The sequence below is a fragment of the Arthrobacter dokdonellae genome (genome assembly GCF_003268655.1).
Classification (GTDB): domain Bacteria; phylum Actinomycetota; class Actinomycetes; order Actinomycetales; family Micrococcaceae; genus Specibacter; species Specibacter dokdonellae.
Genome location: NZ_CP029642.1, coordinates 4,044,847 through 4,061,109, shown reverse-complemented (window position 1 = coordinate 4,061,109; position 16,263 = coordinate 4,044,847). Strand labels below are relative to the sequence as shown.

General features: G+C 62.0%; 11 protein-coding genes and 2 pseudogenes. 9 read left to right on the top strand and 4 right to left on the bottom strand.

Annotated features, from left to right (window positions below; translation table 11 throughout):
* Positions 1 to 56 precede the first annotated feature (56 nt).
* Positions 57 to 2,312, top strand: coding sequence for a putative transposase (locus DMB86_RS18105; RefSeq protein ID WP_171814552.1), 2,256 nt, complete (start codon positions 57 to 59; stop codon positions 2,310 to 2,312).
* Between the two features lie 22 nt (positions 2,313 to 2,334).
* A pseudogene (locus DMB86_RS18100) lies at positions 2,335 to 2,695 on the top strand (hypothetical protein); the annotation flags it as partial.
* 1,279 nt (positions 2,696 to 3,974) lie between these two features.
* Here the strand turns inward: DMB86_RS18100 and DMB86_RS18095 are convergent.
* From DMB86_RS18095 to istA, 4 genes are all read right to left on the bottom strand, one after another.
* Positions 3,975 to 4,712 carry a cache domain-containing protein gene (locus DMB86_RS18095; RefSeq protein ID WP_227878484.1) on the bottom strand — a complete coding sequence of 246 codons (738 nt, stop codon included), beginning with the start codon at positions 4,710 to 4,712 and terminating at the stop codon, positions 3,975 to 3,977.
* Positions 4,713 to 5,517: 805 nt separating this feature from the next.
* Positions 5,518 to 6,237: a FadR/GntR family transcriptional regulator gene (locus DMB86_RS18085; protein WP_227878483.1), complete on the bottom strand. Its 720-nt coding sequence runs from the start codon at positions 6,235 to 6,237 to the stop codon at positions 5,518 to 5,520.
* 520 nt (positions 6,238 to 6,757) lie between these two features.
* Positions 6,758 to 7,549 (bottom strand): ATP-binding protein, encoded by a 792-nt coding sequence (locus DMB86_RS18080; protein WP_113716823.1) that lies wholly within the window; start codon positions 7,547 to 7,549, stop codon positions 6,758 to 6,760.
* Positions 7,546 to 9,126: an IS21 family transposase gene (istA, locus tag DMB86_RS18075; RefSeq protein ID WP_335645009.1), complete on the bottom strand. Its 1,581-nt coding sequence runs from the start codon at positions 9,124 to 9,126 to the stop codon at positions 7,546 to 7,548. The genes DMB86_RS18080 and istA overlap by 4 nt, the downstream gene beginning before the upstream one ends.
* Before the next feature lie 502 nt (positions 9,127 to 9,628).
* Between istA and hxlB the strand changes: the two genes are divergently transcribed.
* The 7 genes and pseudogenes from hxlB to DMB86_RS18040 all read left to right on the top strand — a co-directional run bounded on the left by hxlB (position 9,629) and on the right by DMB86_RS18040 (position 15,778).
* Positions 9,629 to 10,228 carry a 6-phospho-3-hexuloisomerase gene (gene hxlB, locus DMB86_RS18070; RefSeq protein WP_113718998.1) on the top strand — a complete coding sequence of 200 codons (600 nt, stop codon included), beginning with the start codon at positions 9,629 to 9,631 and terminating at the stop codon, positions 10,226 to 10,228.
* 55 nt (positions 10,229 to 10,283) lie between these two features.
* Positions 10,284 to 10,907: a 3-hexulose-6-phosphate synthase gene (gene hxlA, locus DMB86_RS18065; protein ID WP_113718997.1), complete on the top strand. Its 624-nt coding sequence runs from the start codon at positions 10,284 to 10,286 to the stop codon at positions 10,905 to 10,907.
* A 163-nt stretch (positions 10,908 to 11,070) separates the two neighbouring features.
* Positions 11,071 to 11,316 carry a hypothetical protein gene (locus tag DMB86_RS18060; RefSeq protein WP_129545589.1) on the top strand — a complete coding sequence of 82 codons (246 nt, stop codon included), beginning with the start codon at positions 11,071 to 11,073 and terminating at the stop codon, positions 11,314 to 11,316.
* Positions 11,317 to 11,387: 71 nt separating this feature from the next.
* Positions 11,388 to 11,603, top strand: coding sequence for a hypothetical protein (locus DMB86_RS20665; protein WP_171814551.1), 216 nt, complete (start codon positions 11,388 to 11,390; stop codon positions 11,601 to 11,603).
* Positions 11,604 to 11,660: 57 nt separating this feature from the next.
* A complete protein-coding gene (zwf, locus tag DMB86_RS18050) occupies positions 11,661 to 13,217 on the top strand; it encodes a glucose-6-phosphate dehydrogenase (RefSeq protein WP_113718994.1) in 1,557 nt (518 codons plus the stop codon).
* A complete protein-coding gene (locus DMB86_RS18045; protein ID WP_113719688.1) occupies positions 13,214 to 14,209 on the top strand; it encodes a glucose-6-phosphate dehydrogenase assembly protein OpcA in 996 nt (331 codons plus the stop codon). Before zwf ends, DMB86_RS18045 begins: the two co-directional genes overlap by 4 nt.
* A 140-nt stretch (positions 14,210 to 14,349) precedes the next feature.
* Positions 14,350 to 15,778 (top strand): annotated as a pseudogene (locus tag DMB86_RS18040) (integrase core domain-containing protein).
* Positions 15,779 to 16,263: the final 485 nt, after the last annotated feature.

The window sequence follows — 16,263 nt, the reverse complement described above, 5'->3', positions numbered from 1 at the left end:
GTGAGATAATAAGGGCGTGATGATTTTCTGTGTGGGTGGGTGAAACAATGGTTTCAATGACCACCCAAACCGCCTTTCCCGTGCTGCCAGGCCTCGGCGCCGTGCTCATGGGCGAGCGTGCGGCCCTGCTGGAGAACTCCACGGGCGGGAAGGTCTTCATCAACGGGCAGCTGGCCTACGTGTGGGGTCCCGGTCAGGACGGGTTGCGCCGCTTGGCGGCCTCACAGCTGGTCGATACTGGCGCCGCCCAGGTCAACGAGGTCGCCGCAGCATTCGGTATCAACACGGAATCGTTGCGGCGCTGGCGCAAGTCCCTTCAGGGCGCGGGCCTGGTGGGGTTGGCGCCGGTAAAGAAGGGCCCCAAACGCCCGTCCCTGCTGACCGGGGAGAAAGCAGCAGAAATCCAGCGTGTTCGTGCCGGCGGGGCGAGCCTGCGGGCCACCGCCGAAGCGACCGGGGTTTCCACGGACACGGTCCGGCGCGCCATGGCCATGACCGTCTCGACAGAGGCAGCGCCGGCAGCCACTGACTTGGAGGGCATGGCAGCGGGCCCGCAGCCACAGCTGCCGATACTGCCGGAACCGGTGCCCCGCACGGCCGAGCGGGCCGCGGCACGGTCCGGGCTCCTTGAGTGCGCGGAACCGGTGTTTGCCCCCGCCGCCCGCATTCGCCATGCCGGGCTGTTCCTGGCGTTGCCGGCGCTGGAAACCACCGGGCTGCTGGCCTGCGCGAAGGAAGTGTACGGTTCTTTGCCGGACGGGTTTTACGGGCTGGAAACGATCCTGATTGATGCCGTGCTGCGGGCGTTGGCCGGGGAAGCCAGGGCCGAGGGCGCCACCCGCTTCGACCCGGTGGAACTCGGGAGGGTGTTGGGGCTGGACCGGGCCCCGGAAGTCAAAACGATCCGCCGCCGCATCAGCCAACTCGTGCAGGACGGCAAGGCGCAGGAGCTGATCGCCGCCCTGGCCAAACACCACCTCACAGCAACGGGCCCCGAGGGCGAGGACCTGGCCGCGGTGCTTTATGTTGACGGGCATGTGCGCGCCTACCAGGGCACCAAGAAGATTGGAAAGATCTACTCCACCCGGCTCAAGTTCCCCGTCCCGGCCACGGAGGAAACCTGGGTCACCGACGCCCACGGTTCCCCCATCTTCGTTGTCATGGCAGAACCGGGCGCGTCCCTGGCCACCGAGCTGCGCGACCTCCTGCCAGAGCTGCGCACAGCCGTCGGGGACGACCGGCGCGTACTGGTCGGCTTTGACCGGGGCGGCTGGTCCCCGGATTTGTTCAAACACATGGCAGAACGCGGCTTTGATGTGCTGACCTGGCGCAAGGGCGCCAGCAAAAACGTGGAAGAGAAGTTGTTTGCGGAGGTCACCCATATTGACGAGCACGGGCAGACACGGAAGTGGTCGGTCGCTGACACGGTGGTTGACCTGCCCCTCGCTGCCACGAAGAAAACCGGGGAAGTCCTGAACATCCGCCAGCTCAGCCGCATCGTTGCAGCGACCGGTGGCGGCACCCGGCAAATCCACATCCTCACCACCGACCTCACCATGGGTGCCGGGGAGGTCGTGTATCGGATGGGATCACGCTGGCGCCAGGAAAACCAGTTCCGGTACGCCCGCCTGCGCTTCGAGCTGGACTCCCACGACTCCTACGCCAGCACCGATGACAATGAGGACCGGATGGTGCCGGAACCGGCCAAGAAGAAGGCCTACCAAAAAGTTGTTGCCGCCAGGAATGCCCACGCCGAGGCCGCCGCGATCGCGGATGCGAACCTGCTGGCACTGAAAACCCCGGCAGAAGGTGCCGGTGAGGTCACGGTGACCAGTGCCATGCACAACCAGGTCATGGCACCGGTCTGGGAAGCCGAAAACGCCCTGGCAACTGCCGAGAAGGTGCATAAGAGCATTCCGGCGAAGGTCCGGCTCGGGGACCTGAACCCCGGCCAGCAAGTCCTGGACACCGAGACGAAACTGATCCATCACGGCATCCGGATGGCCGCCTACAACACCGCGGTAACGATCGCGAGAGAGATCCGCACCAACACCGGATACAAACGCGCCGACCAGGAAGCCCACGCCCTCATGCGCCAGGCCCTCAACCAAACCGGCGACATCGACACCACAGACCCCGGCTACCTCACCATCACCCTGAACCCGCTGCCAACGAAGGCAAAAACCGCAGCCATCAAAGAACTCTGCGCCCACCTCACCAGCACCGAAACCCGCTACCCCGGCACCCAGCTCATACTGCGCTACAAAATCAACAATCACAGCCAACAACCCACAGCAATTACCTCACCATGACCAGAGCCCTGAGACCGGGAAGCTGCGGGACCAACCGGAGGACCTGGTAAGTGAACCGGACCAGCCCGCAGATCTATTACCGCGGCCGGATCTTCAAGGTGCCCACCCACCTGGTGGGCGAGCACCAGCTGGTCACCAACGCGACAGTATTCACCATGTTCAGCACGCTCGACGGGGAAGAAAGCCTCTACTTCCCACTGCTGTCCGTGCGCGTTGCCTCAAGCATGCGGTTGATGCCGCTGTGGCAGGTCCAAGGGGCCCGTATCCGCGAACCGAGACCGGCGTGGGTCCTTAAGCGGATCGAGTACGAAAAGCAGCATTACCATCAGGAGCCGGCGGCCGGTCGGCCTGATTGTATGCACGCGGTGTCGGCGATGTCCTGACACCGTGTGTAAAGGAAGTCGTGAGTGCGGTGTAAGCAATGTCATGAGCGCGGGTGGAAACAAAGAAGCGAGTGTTCACATACGGGATGATGGTACGCCTTGTCCGGGTACTTGGCACCGCTCGTTTAGAGGTGCCCGAACTGCCCGTACCACGAAGCCGAATTTGCCGGTGATTAACTGAGACGCGCAACAAGAGGCAGTTGGGTACTTTCTTTCGGCTAGGTTCTGCTTATGGACCAACAACGAGTGTCCTCGGCGATCGCCGTGGGCTCGGATGGCGGCGTAGCGCAACTCATCGTCCCAGCTCAACGAGAAATAATCTGTCCTTCACGCCACGCGTATTGAGTAAGCGAGCACGCGCACTTCGCGGTGAGAGAGGTCTGACCGAACCCGCATTACGGGAGCGATTCGTCAAAAATTGGCGATCGGGCTATCAAACGGGACGTTTTGGTGTGATGGATTCAATGAACTTGTCGAAAGCCTTCGTACTGCGCATTGCGGGATACGGTATGCCGGTCAACGTCGGGTGCCGCGTACCTCTAAGGTAACTTAAAGCATCCAGGCATGCCTGCTTTTTCAATTTGATGCGAAGTTGGCCCGGTATGGCCATGCCGACGACAATGAGGATCAACATCAAGACGGCAATGGCACCCCGGAATCCGGGCTGAAAATTGGGCCATGTCGGGGTCAAAACAACCAGAACGCTAGCTACCAGAAGAATCACGACGGCTGCGAGTTGTGTAAGGCTTGCATGCATGCAGCGTATGAGCGTCGCAGCGGCAGGGTCTCCAACCCGTGGCCTCCAGCGGTCCCTCATCCGATCATCAGCTTTCAAAGTTCTTGCCCCTTCAACTCACTATTCATGATCACGGGTTCACGAATCAGACCTCTAATGGGATTTGATGGCCGCTCAAGTAGCTTCATCTCATGATTCGTATGTCTCCAGTATAGCTTTGGGACCCCTGAGCCTGATCGCAGAGACTGGACGTAGGCCTATGTCGGGAGAACCTCCCGTGCACTGCCGGCGTGAGCACCTTTAACAACAGACCTCCCTGATCCGCCTGGTCGGCGTCGAACTGTCCGAGCAAGACGACGAATCGATCGAAGCAAGCCGCTGCCTCAGTTTCGAGATGATCCAACTAGCCCCGACCATCGGAACGGCGTCCAGAAACGCGAAGGAAATGTCCATCGACATTGAGTGCGGCGCTGGACGCATGCCTTGATGGTGGGGTCCATACGCATGCGAATCTTGGCCCTGCTTACTTCGGCCGCGCTGAAGCTAGCTGGCGTAGATCAATGAGAGCCCAAGGTGTGGAACATCCAGAGCGATGCGCTGCAGTTCCGGAGTCCTTGATTTGACCCGCTCACCAACCAAGTACATCCCGGAGTTACCGAGAATGACGCGGTTGCTGGCGTTGACGAGGGCGGCATCGCCTGGGATGCCTCGTAGACTTGGCATGAGGAGAGGTTCCAAATCCTTGATCCGAATGTCGCACCCTGCCACCCCCGCAAAGTTTCCATGGACGGAAAGCGGCGCCGCGAACGTAAGAATATATTCTTCGAAGCCGAGGTAGTCCACATACGGTCCCCATAGCGTCCGCACACCTGTGGCCGCCGCAGTCGAGAAGAACGGCAGCTTTTCGTAGTCGTAGTACCGATGGCTGCCTGGAGTCAGGTCAAAATCGAGCCGGCCCAAGACACCGGATTCCTTGCGCGTCCACCATTCCACGGCTCGGCTGCCGTCCTTTACGGATTCCGCGGCGAAGAACGCCCCAGCGCCGACAGCATAAGTGTTCTTCGTCAGAAACTCCTGCGAGAATTCGCCCAAACCGACCCGGGCCGTCTTAGTGATCTTGGACGTGCCGACGAGACTTTCCTCAAGCCGGGTGGCAACGCGGGTGGAGAGTGTTTCGATCTCTGTCGAAACGTTGCCAATCCAAGACGTGAGAGCGTTGGCAGCATGTGCGACTTCGGTGCTGAGAATCATTGGATGCACGACTTCAGTGATGGTGTTCATTGACGGAACTTCCCGGTTGGGTGGTAGATCGGGGGTCATGCCGTAGCCGGAAAGTTGCTCGTGGCCACGTTGAGATGGAGAATTCCACAGAATTCTTCTCTGATTAGCGGCCGCGAGCTCTGATCCAGCTTACGGACTCGTGCCCGTTTGGAGATACGATACTCTTCAATTCGCCCGATCGGTGTGTCAAATCTGCTTTTTATGACCTCAGCGCCGGTATGTGTCGTCACCGCTGCCATCTTGGCCTTACCCAGTGCTTGCCACAGCTGTGGTGTGGTGTATTCGCCTCCTTGGGCATCTGTGCTGATTCCAGGTGGTCGTGAGGTTCTTGCCTTCGGGTATGTAAGGCCTTCTTGGTCCGAGCGCGGGCTCTTCTGTGGCGGTGGCGAGACCCGTGCCCGGGAATCCTTGTAAAAATTGCCAGTACGGGCGTCACCGTGCGTGCGGTCCGTGGCCAAGGTTTTAGTGATACTCAGGGGCGCCGTAAGTTCCGCCAGCGGTGCTGCGACGAAAGGCAGGGGTGCGCCCAATGACTCCTGCCGGCAAGCTAAATCGGTGGTGTTCGCCATCATGCCGGAAACGGACAAGTTGAACGCGGGTTAGAACGAACAGTGGACGGAGAGCCTACGACTGCTGACCGCACGGCTCACCACCCCGATCGTCAAGGCGGCAATCATCATGAACAACAACCTCAAAAAGTTTCCGCATGCCCCATGCCTGCCAGCAACCGTCACCGAGAAGGGTGGCTCGGACGGCGGCCTGAATTCATCCCAGGGTGGGGTAATCACTATAAATGCGAAGCGCCTCATGAGTCTTCTTGAACTGATTGGGTGTAACCGAAGCTGAGTTTCGAGTCAATGAGGTGGAAGATGTTTCTCCTGATGTGCTCAAGCACCAGCTTCTGTGCTTTATCGGGTTGGTCTTGGGCCACTGCCCGGACCAATTCGAGGTGTTCCGCAGTCGCCAATTCGGGATCAAACGCCACCGCCAAGGGCGTCCACAGCTGCTGAACTGTTTCGTTTTGAAGCCGGATTTCGGCATCGGTAAGTCTGGGCGACTGCGCCGATACTGCCAACTCGATGTGGAAGCGGCTGTCAGCTGGTGCACGCTCTGCGGGGGTCGTGGTCAGAACCAATGCTCGGGCAAGTTCCTGCAGCCGGTCGAAGTCGTGTGCTTCCGCGCGCTCACAGGCCAGGCGGACGGTCGTGGCCGATATTGCCGAATGTTCGTCGCCGATGTCGCGAATTTCCGAGATTGACGTTGAGAGGAACCACTCACGGATGGTGGCGGCTTGAGGTTGAGGCTGATTGACGACAAAGGTTCCCCCGCTCCGGCCTCTCCGGGTCTCAACGACTCCCCGCTCGCGCAGTTCTCCCAAAGCTTCGCGAAGGGTCGCACCGCCCACGCCAAACATGTCTGATAGGGCCGCTTCGGGGGGCAGACGTTCGCCTACCTTGAGCAGCCCGACTGCGATGGCCTTGGTGATTCTGCCGACAATCGCATCGGCCCTCTCGATTTCGGGCAAGGGGCGATAAATCTGCGGCTCGAATGACGTCGGCGAGGCCAAAATTCTGTGCTCCGAAAATGGGTTGTGAGTCCGGTCAATTCTTAGAAGTCCGAACTGTGCTTGTGGGTCTTTGAACGCACTTATAAGTCTATACAGATAAATCCTTCATTTCCTTCGTTTTCAGCCGAGCCAGCCGCAGTCTCCCTGTGAATGACACACCAGGGTCGCCCCGCCTTGACGCAGGCTGGGTCCCTGATCATGAGCGGTTCCTGACGGCCGGCAATCTGACCCGCCGGGTGATTAGTCCCATCATCGCTCGCCGTTTTGATGGCGCGACGGATAAAGACACTCCGCTCTTGCGAAACAGTCTTTCGTGCCGCGCGATCGCACGTGTCAACTGCAACTTAGAACTGACCACTGGCGGCAGTTTGTTTTGACCAGTGGCGGCAGTCGGTTGACCATGGGCGGCAAGTACTTTTGACCAGTGGCCAGGCGCCGGGGGTGTGCTGGGGTTGCGGCGCCTGACCATGGTGCGCGGTTAGTTCATCGGGTGGGTTCCTTTCCCGTTTTGGGCTTGCATGAGGCGCACGGACTCACCGCTGGTTTGGCAGAGGTGCGCGTGGTGCATGAGCCGGTCCACGGTCGCGGTGGCGATGGTTTTTGGCATGAGCTCATCGAACCCGGAGGGGTGGATGTTGGAGCTGATCGCGAGGGAGCGTTTCTCGTAGGAGGCGTCCACGACGCGGTAGAAGCCTTCGGCGGCGTCGCCGGAGACAGGCAAAAGGCCAATATCGTCAATGCAAATCAGATCGACATTGGTGACGCGGGTGATGGCTTTGTTGACGCTGTCATCGATGCGGTGCCGGCGTACGAGCGCGCCGAGGTCCTCCAGGCTCAGCCAAGACACGGAGAGGCCTTCATCGATGGCCTGCTGGCCCAACGATTCCAGCAGCAGGGTCTTACCGGTGCCGGAGGGGCCGCAAGCGATCAGGTTCTCCCGCCGCCGCACCCATTCCAGAGTTCGCAGGAACGAGGTCGTCGCCACGGGCAGGGTGGAGAGGGATTCCTCCCACACATCGAAGGTTTTCCCGGTCGGGAACCCCGCACGTTTGCGCCGGGTGGTGAGCATGGACCGGTTCCGCCCGGTCGCTTCGGCCTCGAGCAGGACCCTGACGACCTCGGTGGGGTCCCAACGCTGGGCTTTCGCGGTGGCCAGGACGTCGGCGACAACGGCGCGGGCGTGGGGCATCCGGGTGGTGCGCATCAGCGCAATCACCTGTTCTACTGCCACGTCTGCCAGCGGCGCCGGAGCCAGGGTTGCGGCGCTCATTCTGCTGCTCCTTCAAGATCGGTGATATCGGCGGGAATGGTCTCCTCGCCGGGCGTGGTGGTCGGGTTGGTGGTGCCGAAGTTCGCCCAACCGCTGGTGCCTTGGGACAGCCATTGGCTTTGATCGGTCACGGCATGCCGGGTGTTGTTGATGGTGCTGGATGGTTCGCCGGTAGCGGTGTTGGTGATGATGGAAACCAGGTCCTCATGGGTGAAACGGTGGTGCACCGCGGCAGCTCCCAGGCCCTGGTCGACGACATCGTTGCCCATGACCTTGGCGAGCGTGGCAGCCCGTTCCATTTTGTGGCGGATCTTGTTCGTGCCGGCTGCCGCGGCCTCCTTGAGCCAGAGTGCTGCCCCGGCGCCCAGGGCCAGGAATTCCTCTTCGGCCCTGTTGCTGGGGCGGATGACCCGTTCCAGGGCGCCAGCAGAGGCTGGTGGGAAATGCGCGTCAATGACCGCTGGTACGCCGGGGCGGGTGAGCTTATGGCGAGCGACTTCCACCGGCCCGGCCTTGTCAACGTGCACGATGATGACGTGGGTGTCGGTACCACGCACCCACACCCGTTGCCCCATCAGGGTGTGCGGGACGGAATAGCGCGAATGCTCATACGTAACCATGGGCGTGTTCGGCGGGACCTGGCGGACCTGACCGAAACTCGCCGTGACCGGCACCGCCGGAACCGGGTGAAGCTTAGGCTGTTCCACCAACCGGAGCATGTCCTTGGGGATCTCCAGCGTGGCGCGGTGCACGGAGGAATTCACATCCTCCATAAACGCCTCACAGGCCTGCTCCAGCTCGGCGAAGGAGCCGTACTCCGGACGCAGGTTGGTGTCTTTGGGCACGAGGTCGGCTTTAGCGATCTTCACCGCGTTTTCCACCCCGCCCTTGGAGGCAGGGTCTGCCGGCATGCACGTGTGCACGGCGGTGGAGTAGTGCCGGGCGAACGCAACGATCTGCGGGTTGCGGACCGGAACGCCGGCGACATGCTCGACCGTGACTGTTTTCTCATTGTCGGTCAATACATACGTTGGTACACCATTAATCAGCCTGAATGACCTGTCAAGGGCCGCGAATACGCTCGGCATCGTCTTATCCCGCAAGGGAATGACGATACGGAAGCGTGAGTACGCCATCCACGCGACGAACAACACGGTCTTGGCGCCGTCAACGACAGGACCGTCTCCGTAGTCCCACTGGAGCCACAGCCCTGGGGCCACAGTCCAGGGCCGGTGAACCCTGGCGTTCTGGGCCCGGTACTTCGATTTCAACCCGGCCAGCACATAGCGGGTCGTGCGGATCGAACCGGCGTATCCCAGATCAACGAGCTTGTCGTGAACAACGTCGCCGCGGATCTTTCCGCGGGACTGCTCCACCAGCTGTGTCATCGCCGGCAGGTACGGGTCAGTGATCCTGCCACGCTTGCGGGCGATCGGCGCTTGCGCACCGGCAGCCCGTGCTTTCACATACGAACGGACAGTGTTGTGTGAGACACCGCAAACCACCGCGGCACCTCGATACGACTGGGTCATGTCATAAGCAGCTAAAATTTCCATGAACTCTCCTGGAGACTTCAAAATAAGCCCCTTCCTTCCCGCAAAGGGTGAAATTGAAACGATTGGCATCGTCATTTCACCCCGAAGGAAGGGGCTCTCCCCGTAAAGACACGGGGATGGACAAGGGAATCCCAGCACACCCAGCCACCGGACGGCGGCGAACTACTGGTCAAAACACTTGCAGCCACTGGTCAAAACCACTGCCGCGAACGGTCAATCAAAAATGCCGTCTATGGTCAGTTTAAAGTTGCAGCTAACACGCATGCAGGCACTGCCCTGGACCTGGCTTGGGACGGGCGTAGATCGCCATTACTGAGAGAGGTGCGCCAGAGGCGCCTTGGGGTTATGCACTATGGGGGTGTCAGCGGCTGAATCGAGTATGCGTGCGACCAGTCCTAAAGTGTAGGTAGAACCGTCAAAAAACAGTGTTACCCCTGCCCGTTTGCTTCGAGAAGATGGATACCAACCACAAAGCAATCCACTCGGCCCCTACAGGCCGACGACCGAATCGAAGGGACAAATCGTGAATCCAACAACAACAGCGACGCGTACCGTGCGTACAACTGCAGGTGACATCGACCGTAATCTGTCCCTTGTCAGGGACGAGATCACGGTAACGGCGAGCAAAATCGACGAACGGGAGATGGCCGGCTTGGCAGGCCACCTTAGCCAGACAGGCCGGGTGTTCGTCGCCGGGGCCGGCCGGAGCGGACTGGTTCTGCGCATGGCCGCCATGCGGCTGATGCACCTAGGCATGACGGTTCACGTCGCCGGTGACACAACCACTCCTGCAATCAGCTCCGGAGACCTGCTTTTGGTCGCCTCCGGATCGGGAACGACCTCCGGTGTGGTCAAGTCGGCGGAAACCGCGGCGAAGGCTGGGGCGCGCATTGCCGCGTTCACCACCAACCCTGACTCACCGCTCGCCCGGCTCGCCGACGCGCTGGTGATCATTCCTGCGGCGCAAAAGACCGACCACGGCTCCAGCGTTTCGCGCCAGTACTCCGGGTCCCTCTTCGAACAGGTCCTGTTCCTCGCCACTGAGGCAATTTTCCAGTCCCTGTGGGACGGCACCGATGTACCGGCTGAAGAGCTCTGGCTCAGGCACGCCAACCTCGAATAACCGAGGCCCGATTTTCCACACCCACTGTAGTTCCCTATCAGAAAGTACAAATATCATGAAACTCCAAGTAGCCATGGACCTGCTCACGACTGAAGCTGCCCTCGAGCTGGCCGGCCAGGTCGCCGAATACGTCGACATCATCGAGCTCGGCACCCCCCTGATCAAGGCAGCCGGCCTCTCCGCTGTCACAGCCGTGAAGAAGGCGCACCCGGACAAGATCGTCTTCGCTGACATGAAGACCATGGACGCCGGAGAACTTGAGGCCGACATCGCCTTCAAGGCCGGCGCCGACCTGGTCACCGTGCTCGGCAGCGCGGACGACTCCACCATCGCTGGCGCTGTCAAGGCGGCGAAGGCACACAACAAGGGCATCGTCGTGGACCTCATCGGCGTGGAAGACAAGGTCTCCCGTGCCAAGGAAGTTCGCGCGCTGGGTGCGAAATTTGTCGAGATGCACGCTGGCCTGGACGAGCAGGCCAAGCCCGGGTTCGACCTGACCGGTTTGCTCAAGGCCGGCGCAGAAGCCCGCGTTCCGTTCTCCGTGGCCGGTGGCGTGAGCATCAGCACCATCGAAGCCGTCCAGAGTGCCGGCGCCGATGTCGCCGTCGCCGGCGGTGCCATCTACGGCGCAGCAGACCCCGCTCTGGCAGCCAAGCAGCTCCGCGCCGCCATCAGCTAGTCCTCCGTTTGACGGTGGCGTCCCGCACACTTAAGCTGCGGGGCGCCACTTCCGGGCTCAAGGCCCCTAAAAGTCGTGGGCTTGCAATCACGGAATTACTTGCATGGCCGCGGTGGAGCGTTGCCACCGCAGAAAGTGCAGGTTCGTTGGAAGGACGCAAAACATGAGCCAACAAGCACCGGAAAAACCGAGGGGAAGGTGCGTATTCCCCGAACGTGAGCCGGTAAGGGTTTGGACTACGCTTCAGCACGGGGACTATGTTGAAGTTTGGTCCACGGATTCGTTCCGCTACCTGGCTTATGTTGATGACCTCGCCGACGACGGCACACTCATATGGGTCGTCGAGGACGGCATGGGTAGTCGCCATCTGCTGGTCCGAGGGGATCCTGTCACACTCTATTCCATCTAGAAACACCGCACGCCAGCGATAAGGGGGTTGGCGCGTTTGGGGGCAATTCCCCGTGAAAGAAGCTGTTCATCATGCGTAGTCAGACCATCGATCGTTTGGAAGTCCTCAATACCAAGCCGGGTCAACTTAATGAGTTGCTCGACCATGCAGAGGCCAAGCTCCGGCAGATCGCCATGGTTGAACGGTGCGAAGGCATCCTGGCCACGCGCCATGATCCATCCCGGTACTCGCTCGTACTCAGCGAAACGGTTCCCTTTGGGGAGACCTGGGAGCGGACTCTCTCGTGACCGTCGCTCTAGGGCCGCACTGCCTGACAGACAGCAGTCGAACAACAGAAGGCAAAAATGTCTGTTACATACGTTGATTCGCGCGTGAAGGCCAGACAGAATCCGCTTCGGGACAGCCGCGACCGCAGGCTGTCCCGGGTGGCGGGCCCGTCGTCGCTGGTGCTCTTCGGGGTGACCGGGGACCTGGCGCGCAAGAAGCTCATGCCGGCCGTGTACGACCTGGCCAACCGGGGGCTGCTGCCGCCGAGCTTCGCGCTGGTGGGCTTTGCCCGGCGCGACTGGGACCGTGAGGACTTCGCCGCGGAGGTCCGGGCCTCCGTCCAGGCGCACAGCCGCACCCCGTTTGACGAGGCCGTCTGGAGCCAGCTGAGCGAGGGCATCCGCTTCGTGCAGGGCACCTTCGACGACGATGCCGCGTTTGAACGGCTCAAGGCCACGCTCGCCGAGCTCGATGAGCAGCGCGGCACGCAGGGCAACCACGCGTTCTACCTCTCGATCCCGCCGAAGGCCTTTGAACAGGTGTGCCGCCAGCTCTCCGGGCACGGCCTGGCGCAGGGCGGGGCGGACGAGTGGCGCCGGGTGGTGATTGAGAAGCCGTTTGGCCACGACCTCGCCTCGGCCAGGGCGCTCAATGACATTGTTGAATCGGTGTTCCCGCCGGACGCGGTGTTCCGGATCGATCATTACCTGGGCAAGGAAACCGTCCAGAACATCCTGGCCCTGCGCTTCGCCAACCAGTTCTTTGAGCCGTTGTGGAACGCGAACTATGTGGACCATGTGCAGATCACCATGGCCGAGGACATTGGCACCGGGGGCCGTGCCGGTTACTATGACGGCGTGGGCGCGGCCCGCGACGTCATCCAAAACCATCTCCTGCAGCTGCTGGCGCTCACGGCCATGGAGGAGCCCATCTCCTTCAACGCCGAGGACCTGCGCGCGGAGAAGGAAAAGGTCCTCGCGGCCGTGAAGCTGCCGGCGGATCTGTCCGGCCATTCCGCGCGCGGCCAGTTCGCCGGCGGGTGGCAGGGCGGGGAGCAGGTGCTCGGCTACCTTCAGGAGGACGGGATCCCGGCGGACTCCACGACGGAGACGTACGCGGCGGTGCGGCTGGACATCAACACCCGGCGCTGGTCGGGGGTGCCGTTCTACCTGCGGGCCGGCAAGCGGCTGGGCCGGCGCGTGACGGAGATCGCGGTGGTCTTCAAGCGGGCCCCCAACCTGCTGTTCACCGACCACGCCGAGGACGACTTTGGCCAGAACGCCGTGGTGATCCGTGTCCAGCCCGACGAGGGCGTCACGATCCGCTTTGGCTCCAAGGTCCCCGGGACGCAGATGGAGGTGCGCGACGTGACGATGGACTTTGGCTACGGGCACGCGTTCACCGAATCCAGCCCCGAGGCCTATGAGCGGCTGATCCTGGACGTCCTGCTGGGCGAGCCGCCGCTGTTCCCGAGGCACCAGGAGGTGGAGCTGTCCTGGAAGATCCTGGACCCGTTCGAGGAATTCTGGGCGGCTGAAAACATCCAGCCCGAGGCCTACGAGCCCGGCAGCTGGGGGCCGGGCTCGGCCGATGACCTGTTGAAGCGAGACGGAAGGACGTGGCGGCGACCGTGATCGTTGACCTACCCAACACCACCACCTCGAAGATCACCAAAAGGATCGTCAAGATGCGCGAACAGGGCGGCGTTGTCACCCTGGGCCGGGTCCTGACCCTGGTGGTCATCACCCAAAACGGGCAGGAGGAGGAAGCCATTGCGGCGGCCAACCTGGCCAGCCGCGAGCATCCCTGCCGCATCATCGTGCTGGCCGCCGGCTCGCCGGAGGAACCCACCCGCCTGGACGGGGAAATCCGCGTGGGCGGGGACGCGGGGGCCTCCGAGGTGATCGTGCTGCGCGGTTTTGGCGAACTCGCCGCCGAAAGCGAGTCCGTGGTCTCCGCGCTGCTGCTGCCGGACGCCCCCATCGTGGCCTGGTGGCCCAACAACGCCCCCGATTCCGCGAGCAAGAGCCCGGTGGGGCGCATCGCGCACCGCCGCATCACCGACTCGGCCTCGCAGGCGGAGCCGCGCGCGGCGCTGGAGCACATTGGCGCCACCTACGCCGCGGGCGACACCGACCTCGCCTGGACGCGGCTGACGAACTGGCGCATCCAGCTCGCGGCGGTCCTGGACCAGCTGGATTCGACCGGCCCGATCACGGGGCTGCAGGTGGAAGGTGCCAGCGACTCCCCCAGCACGCTCCTGCTCGCGGCATGGCTGCACCGTGCCCTCCAAGTGCCCATCACCGTGACGGAAGACCCCCGCGGCACCGGCATCCGCCGCGTGGTGCTGGAACGCGCCGGCGGCAACGTCGAACTCCACCGTCCCGGCTCCATCGACGCCGTGCTGACCCAACCCGGCCAGCCCGACCAGCAGCTCTCCCTGCCGCGGCGCACCCTCCAGGACTGCCTGGCCGAGGAACTGCGCCGGCTCGACCCCGACGAAGTCTTCGGCGAAACGGTTCGTGGACTTTGTACTTTTGAGGAACACCAGAAAGGCCACGTGACAGTTGCTCGTGGTGTGGAGCCACGACGGGATTGGGATAATTTGGCACTGATCGCCGTTTAATGTGAGTTGTTATGTCGCAGGACATCGGTGACAGTTCTGCCTCAACACATCGGTGACAGTTCGGCGGGTTTTGCTGGTGACACTTCCCGGTGGCGTTAGCAGGGTTTTGGCCATTCCCAGGCGGTGGCAAAGAATGACGGGTGAAGAAGAATGAGCCTGTCAATGCCCGTGTCCGCCTCGCCATCGCCCAGTGGCCCGATGATGCACCGCGCGGTGCTGTCACCACGTTTTGCAGTGAGCATGAAATCACCCGTAAGACGTTCTACGCGATCCGGGCCAGGGCACGGGAGGAGGGCCAGGCTGCGGCCCTGGAACCGCGTTCACGCCGGCCGAAGACCTCTCCTACGAGACTCACCGAGGGCCGTAAGCAGGAGGCGCTGCAGGTTCGTGCGGCACTGGAATCCTCCGGGTTGGACCATGGGCCGATCAGCGTTCACGACAAGATGGTGTCCTTGGGGATGCGGGCCCCGTCCGTGGCCTCGTTGGCGCGGATCTTTCGGGAGAAGAACGTGGCCCGGTCGGAGCCGGCGAAGAAGCCCCGGGCCTCGTACCGCAGGTTCGTCTATCCGGCACCGAATGCCTGCTGGCAGCTGGACGCGACCGAGTACGTGCTCGCCGGGGGACGCAAGTGCGTGATCTTCCAGCTGCAGGATGACCATTCGCGCCTCGCTGTCGCCTCCCACGTGGCCACCGGCGAAACCAGTGAGGCAGCCATAGCGGTCGTCAAGAAGGGCATCGAGGCCCACGGGGTGCCACAGAGACTTCTCACCGACAACGGTGCGGCGCTAAATCCCTCGCGGCGGAGTCGAAGGGCAACTGGTCGCCTACGTGAGCTCGCTCGGGGTCAAGGCGATCACCGGCAAGCCGTACAAACCGACCACCCAGGGAAAGAACGAGCGGTTTCATCAGACCTTGTTTCGCTGGCTGGACAAGCAGCCCATGGCCCAATCCCACGCGGAGCTGCAGGCCCTGGTGGACCGGTTCGACCTGATCTACAACACCGAACGCCCGCACCAGGGACTACCCGGACGCATCACTCCCCAGCAGTCGTGGGATGCGACAGCTGTTGCCGAGGAACCCAGGCCAAGCCCGATCCCGGTCCTCCCGGACGTCAACGACAATGCATCAGTGAAGGTGAGTGTTCCCGACTCCGTGAAGGACCCCGCCACGGAAGCACCGGGCCACGGCACCGCCACCGGCCCTGAATCAGAAATCACACTCGAGACCAGCGTATTCGGCAGGCTCAGCGGCACCATCGCCCACCCGGCAGATACCGGAAGCCAGAAGCTGCAGGTCTATTCCAACGGCGTCGTCAAGATCGGCAAGACCCTGTTCTCCCTGACAAAGCGAATGGCCGCACGCGTCGTTATCGCTGCCTGGGACACCCACGGCATCGTATTTGCCAACACCGACGGGGAAATTATCGCAGTATACGCCTGGCCACCGGAGGACACCGGAGGACACCGGATACGTCGGGATCAGCAGGTCCCTCACCCGCTTCCGCAAAAAGACCCACCCCAGCGAAGTGTCACCGATGTGATGAGACATCGAGTGTCACCACTGTCCTGAGGCAGAACTGTCACCGATGTGCCGAGACATCACACGTTTAATGTGAGTTTACGCAAGTTGGGGCAGGAACATCTCCGGGTTTCCGGGAACCATCCTGAGCTTGTCTGGCGGGTTTCTGACTGTTTTCTCGCGTTTGCGTCCAGGGTGTTCGCGATGATTCTTGCCCAGGGCGACCATCATGCGGTGCTTGACCTTTCTCCATGCCACCCTGAAGGCGCTGCGCAGAACTTGCTGCCAAAAGTGCCATGACCTGGTATCGTTCACGGCATCCGGGCACCAACTTTGACCTAAAACTGGGCCGACCTAACTTCAGTTGGATGCGCCGGTAACCCAACACCGGTTTCGTTCCGTGCATAGCGGCCGGGGCCGGCGTCAAAGGCATGGACTCCGGCTACACCCCGTGCCGACATTAGGCGCAGCCCAGGAAGTTGACAAGCGGACGGCAGCCACCCTCAGGGGCCGACTATCTTCGGTTGCGGGCTCAT

Bases quoted from the DNA above. Each gene is read 5' to 3' on its own strand.
- DMB86_RS18105 (WP_171814552.1), top strand. From the start codon at position 57: ATGACCACCCAAACCGCCTTTCCCGTGCTGCCAGGCCTCGGCGCCGTG.
- DMB86_RS18095 (WP_227878484.1), bottom strand. From the start codon at position 4,712: ATGAACACCATCACTGAAGTCGTGCATCCAATGATTCTCAGCACCGAA.
- DMB86_RS18080 (WP_113716823.1), bottom strand. From the start codon at position 7,549: ATGAGCGCCGCAACCCTGGCTCCGGCGCCGCTGGCAGACGTGGCAGTA.
- hxlA (WP_113718997.1), top strand. From the start codon at position 10,284: ATGAAACTCCAAGTAGCCATGGACCTGCTCACGACTGAAGCTGCCCTC.
- DMB86_RS18060 (WP_129545589.1), top strand. From the start codon at position 11,071: ATGAGCCAACAAGCACCGGAAAAACCGAGGGGAAGGTGCGTATTCCCC.
- DMB86_RS20665 (WP_171814551.1), top strand. From the start codon at position 11,388: ATGCGTAGTCAGACCATCGATCGTTTGGAAGTCCTCAATACCAAGCCG.
- zwf (WP_113718994.1), top strand. From the start codon at position 11,661: ATGTCTGTTACATACGTTGATTCGCGCGTGAAGGCCAGACAGAATCCG.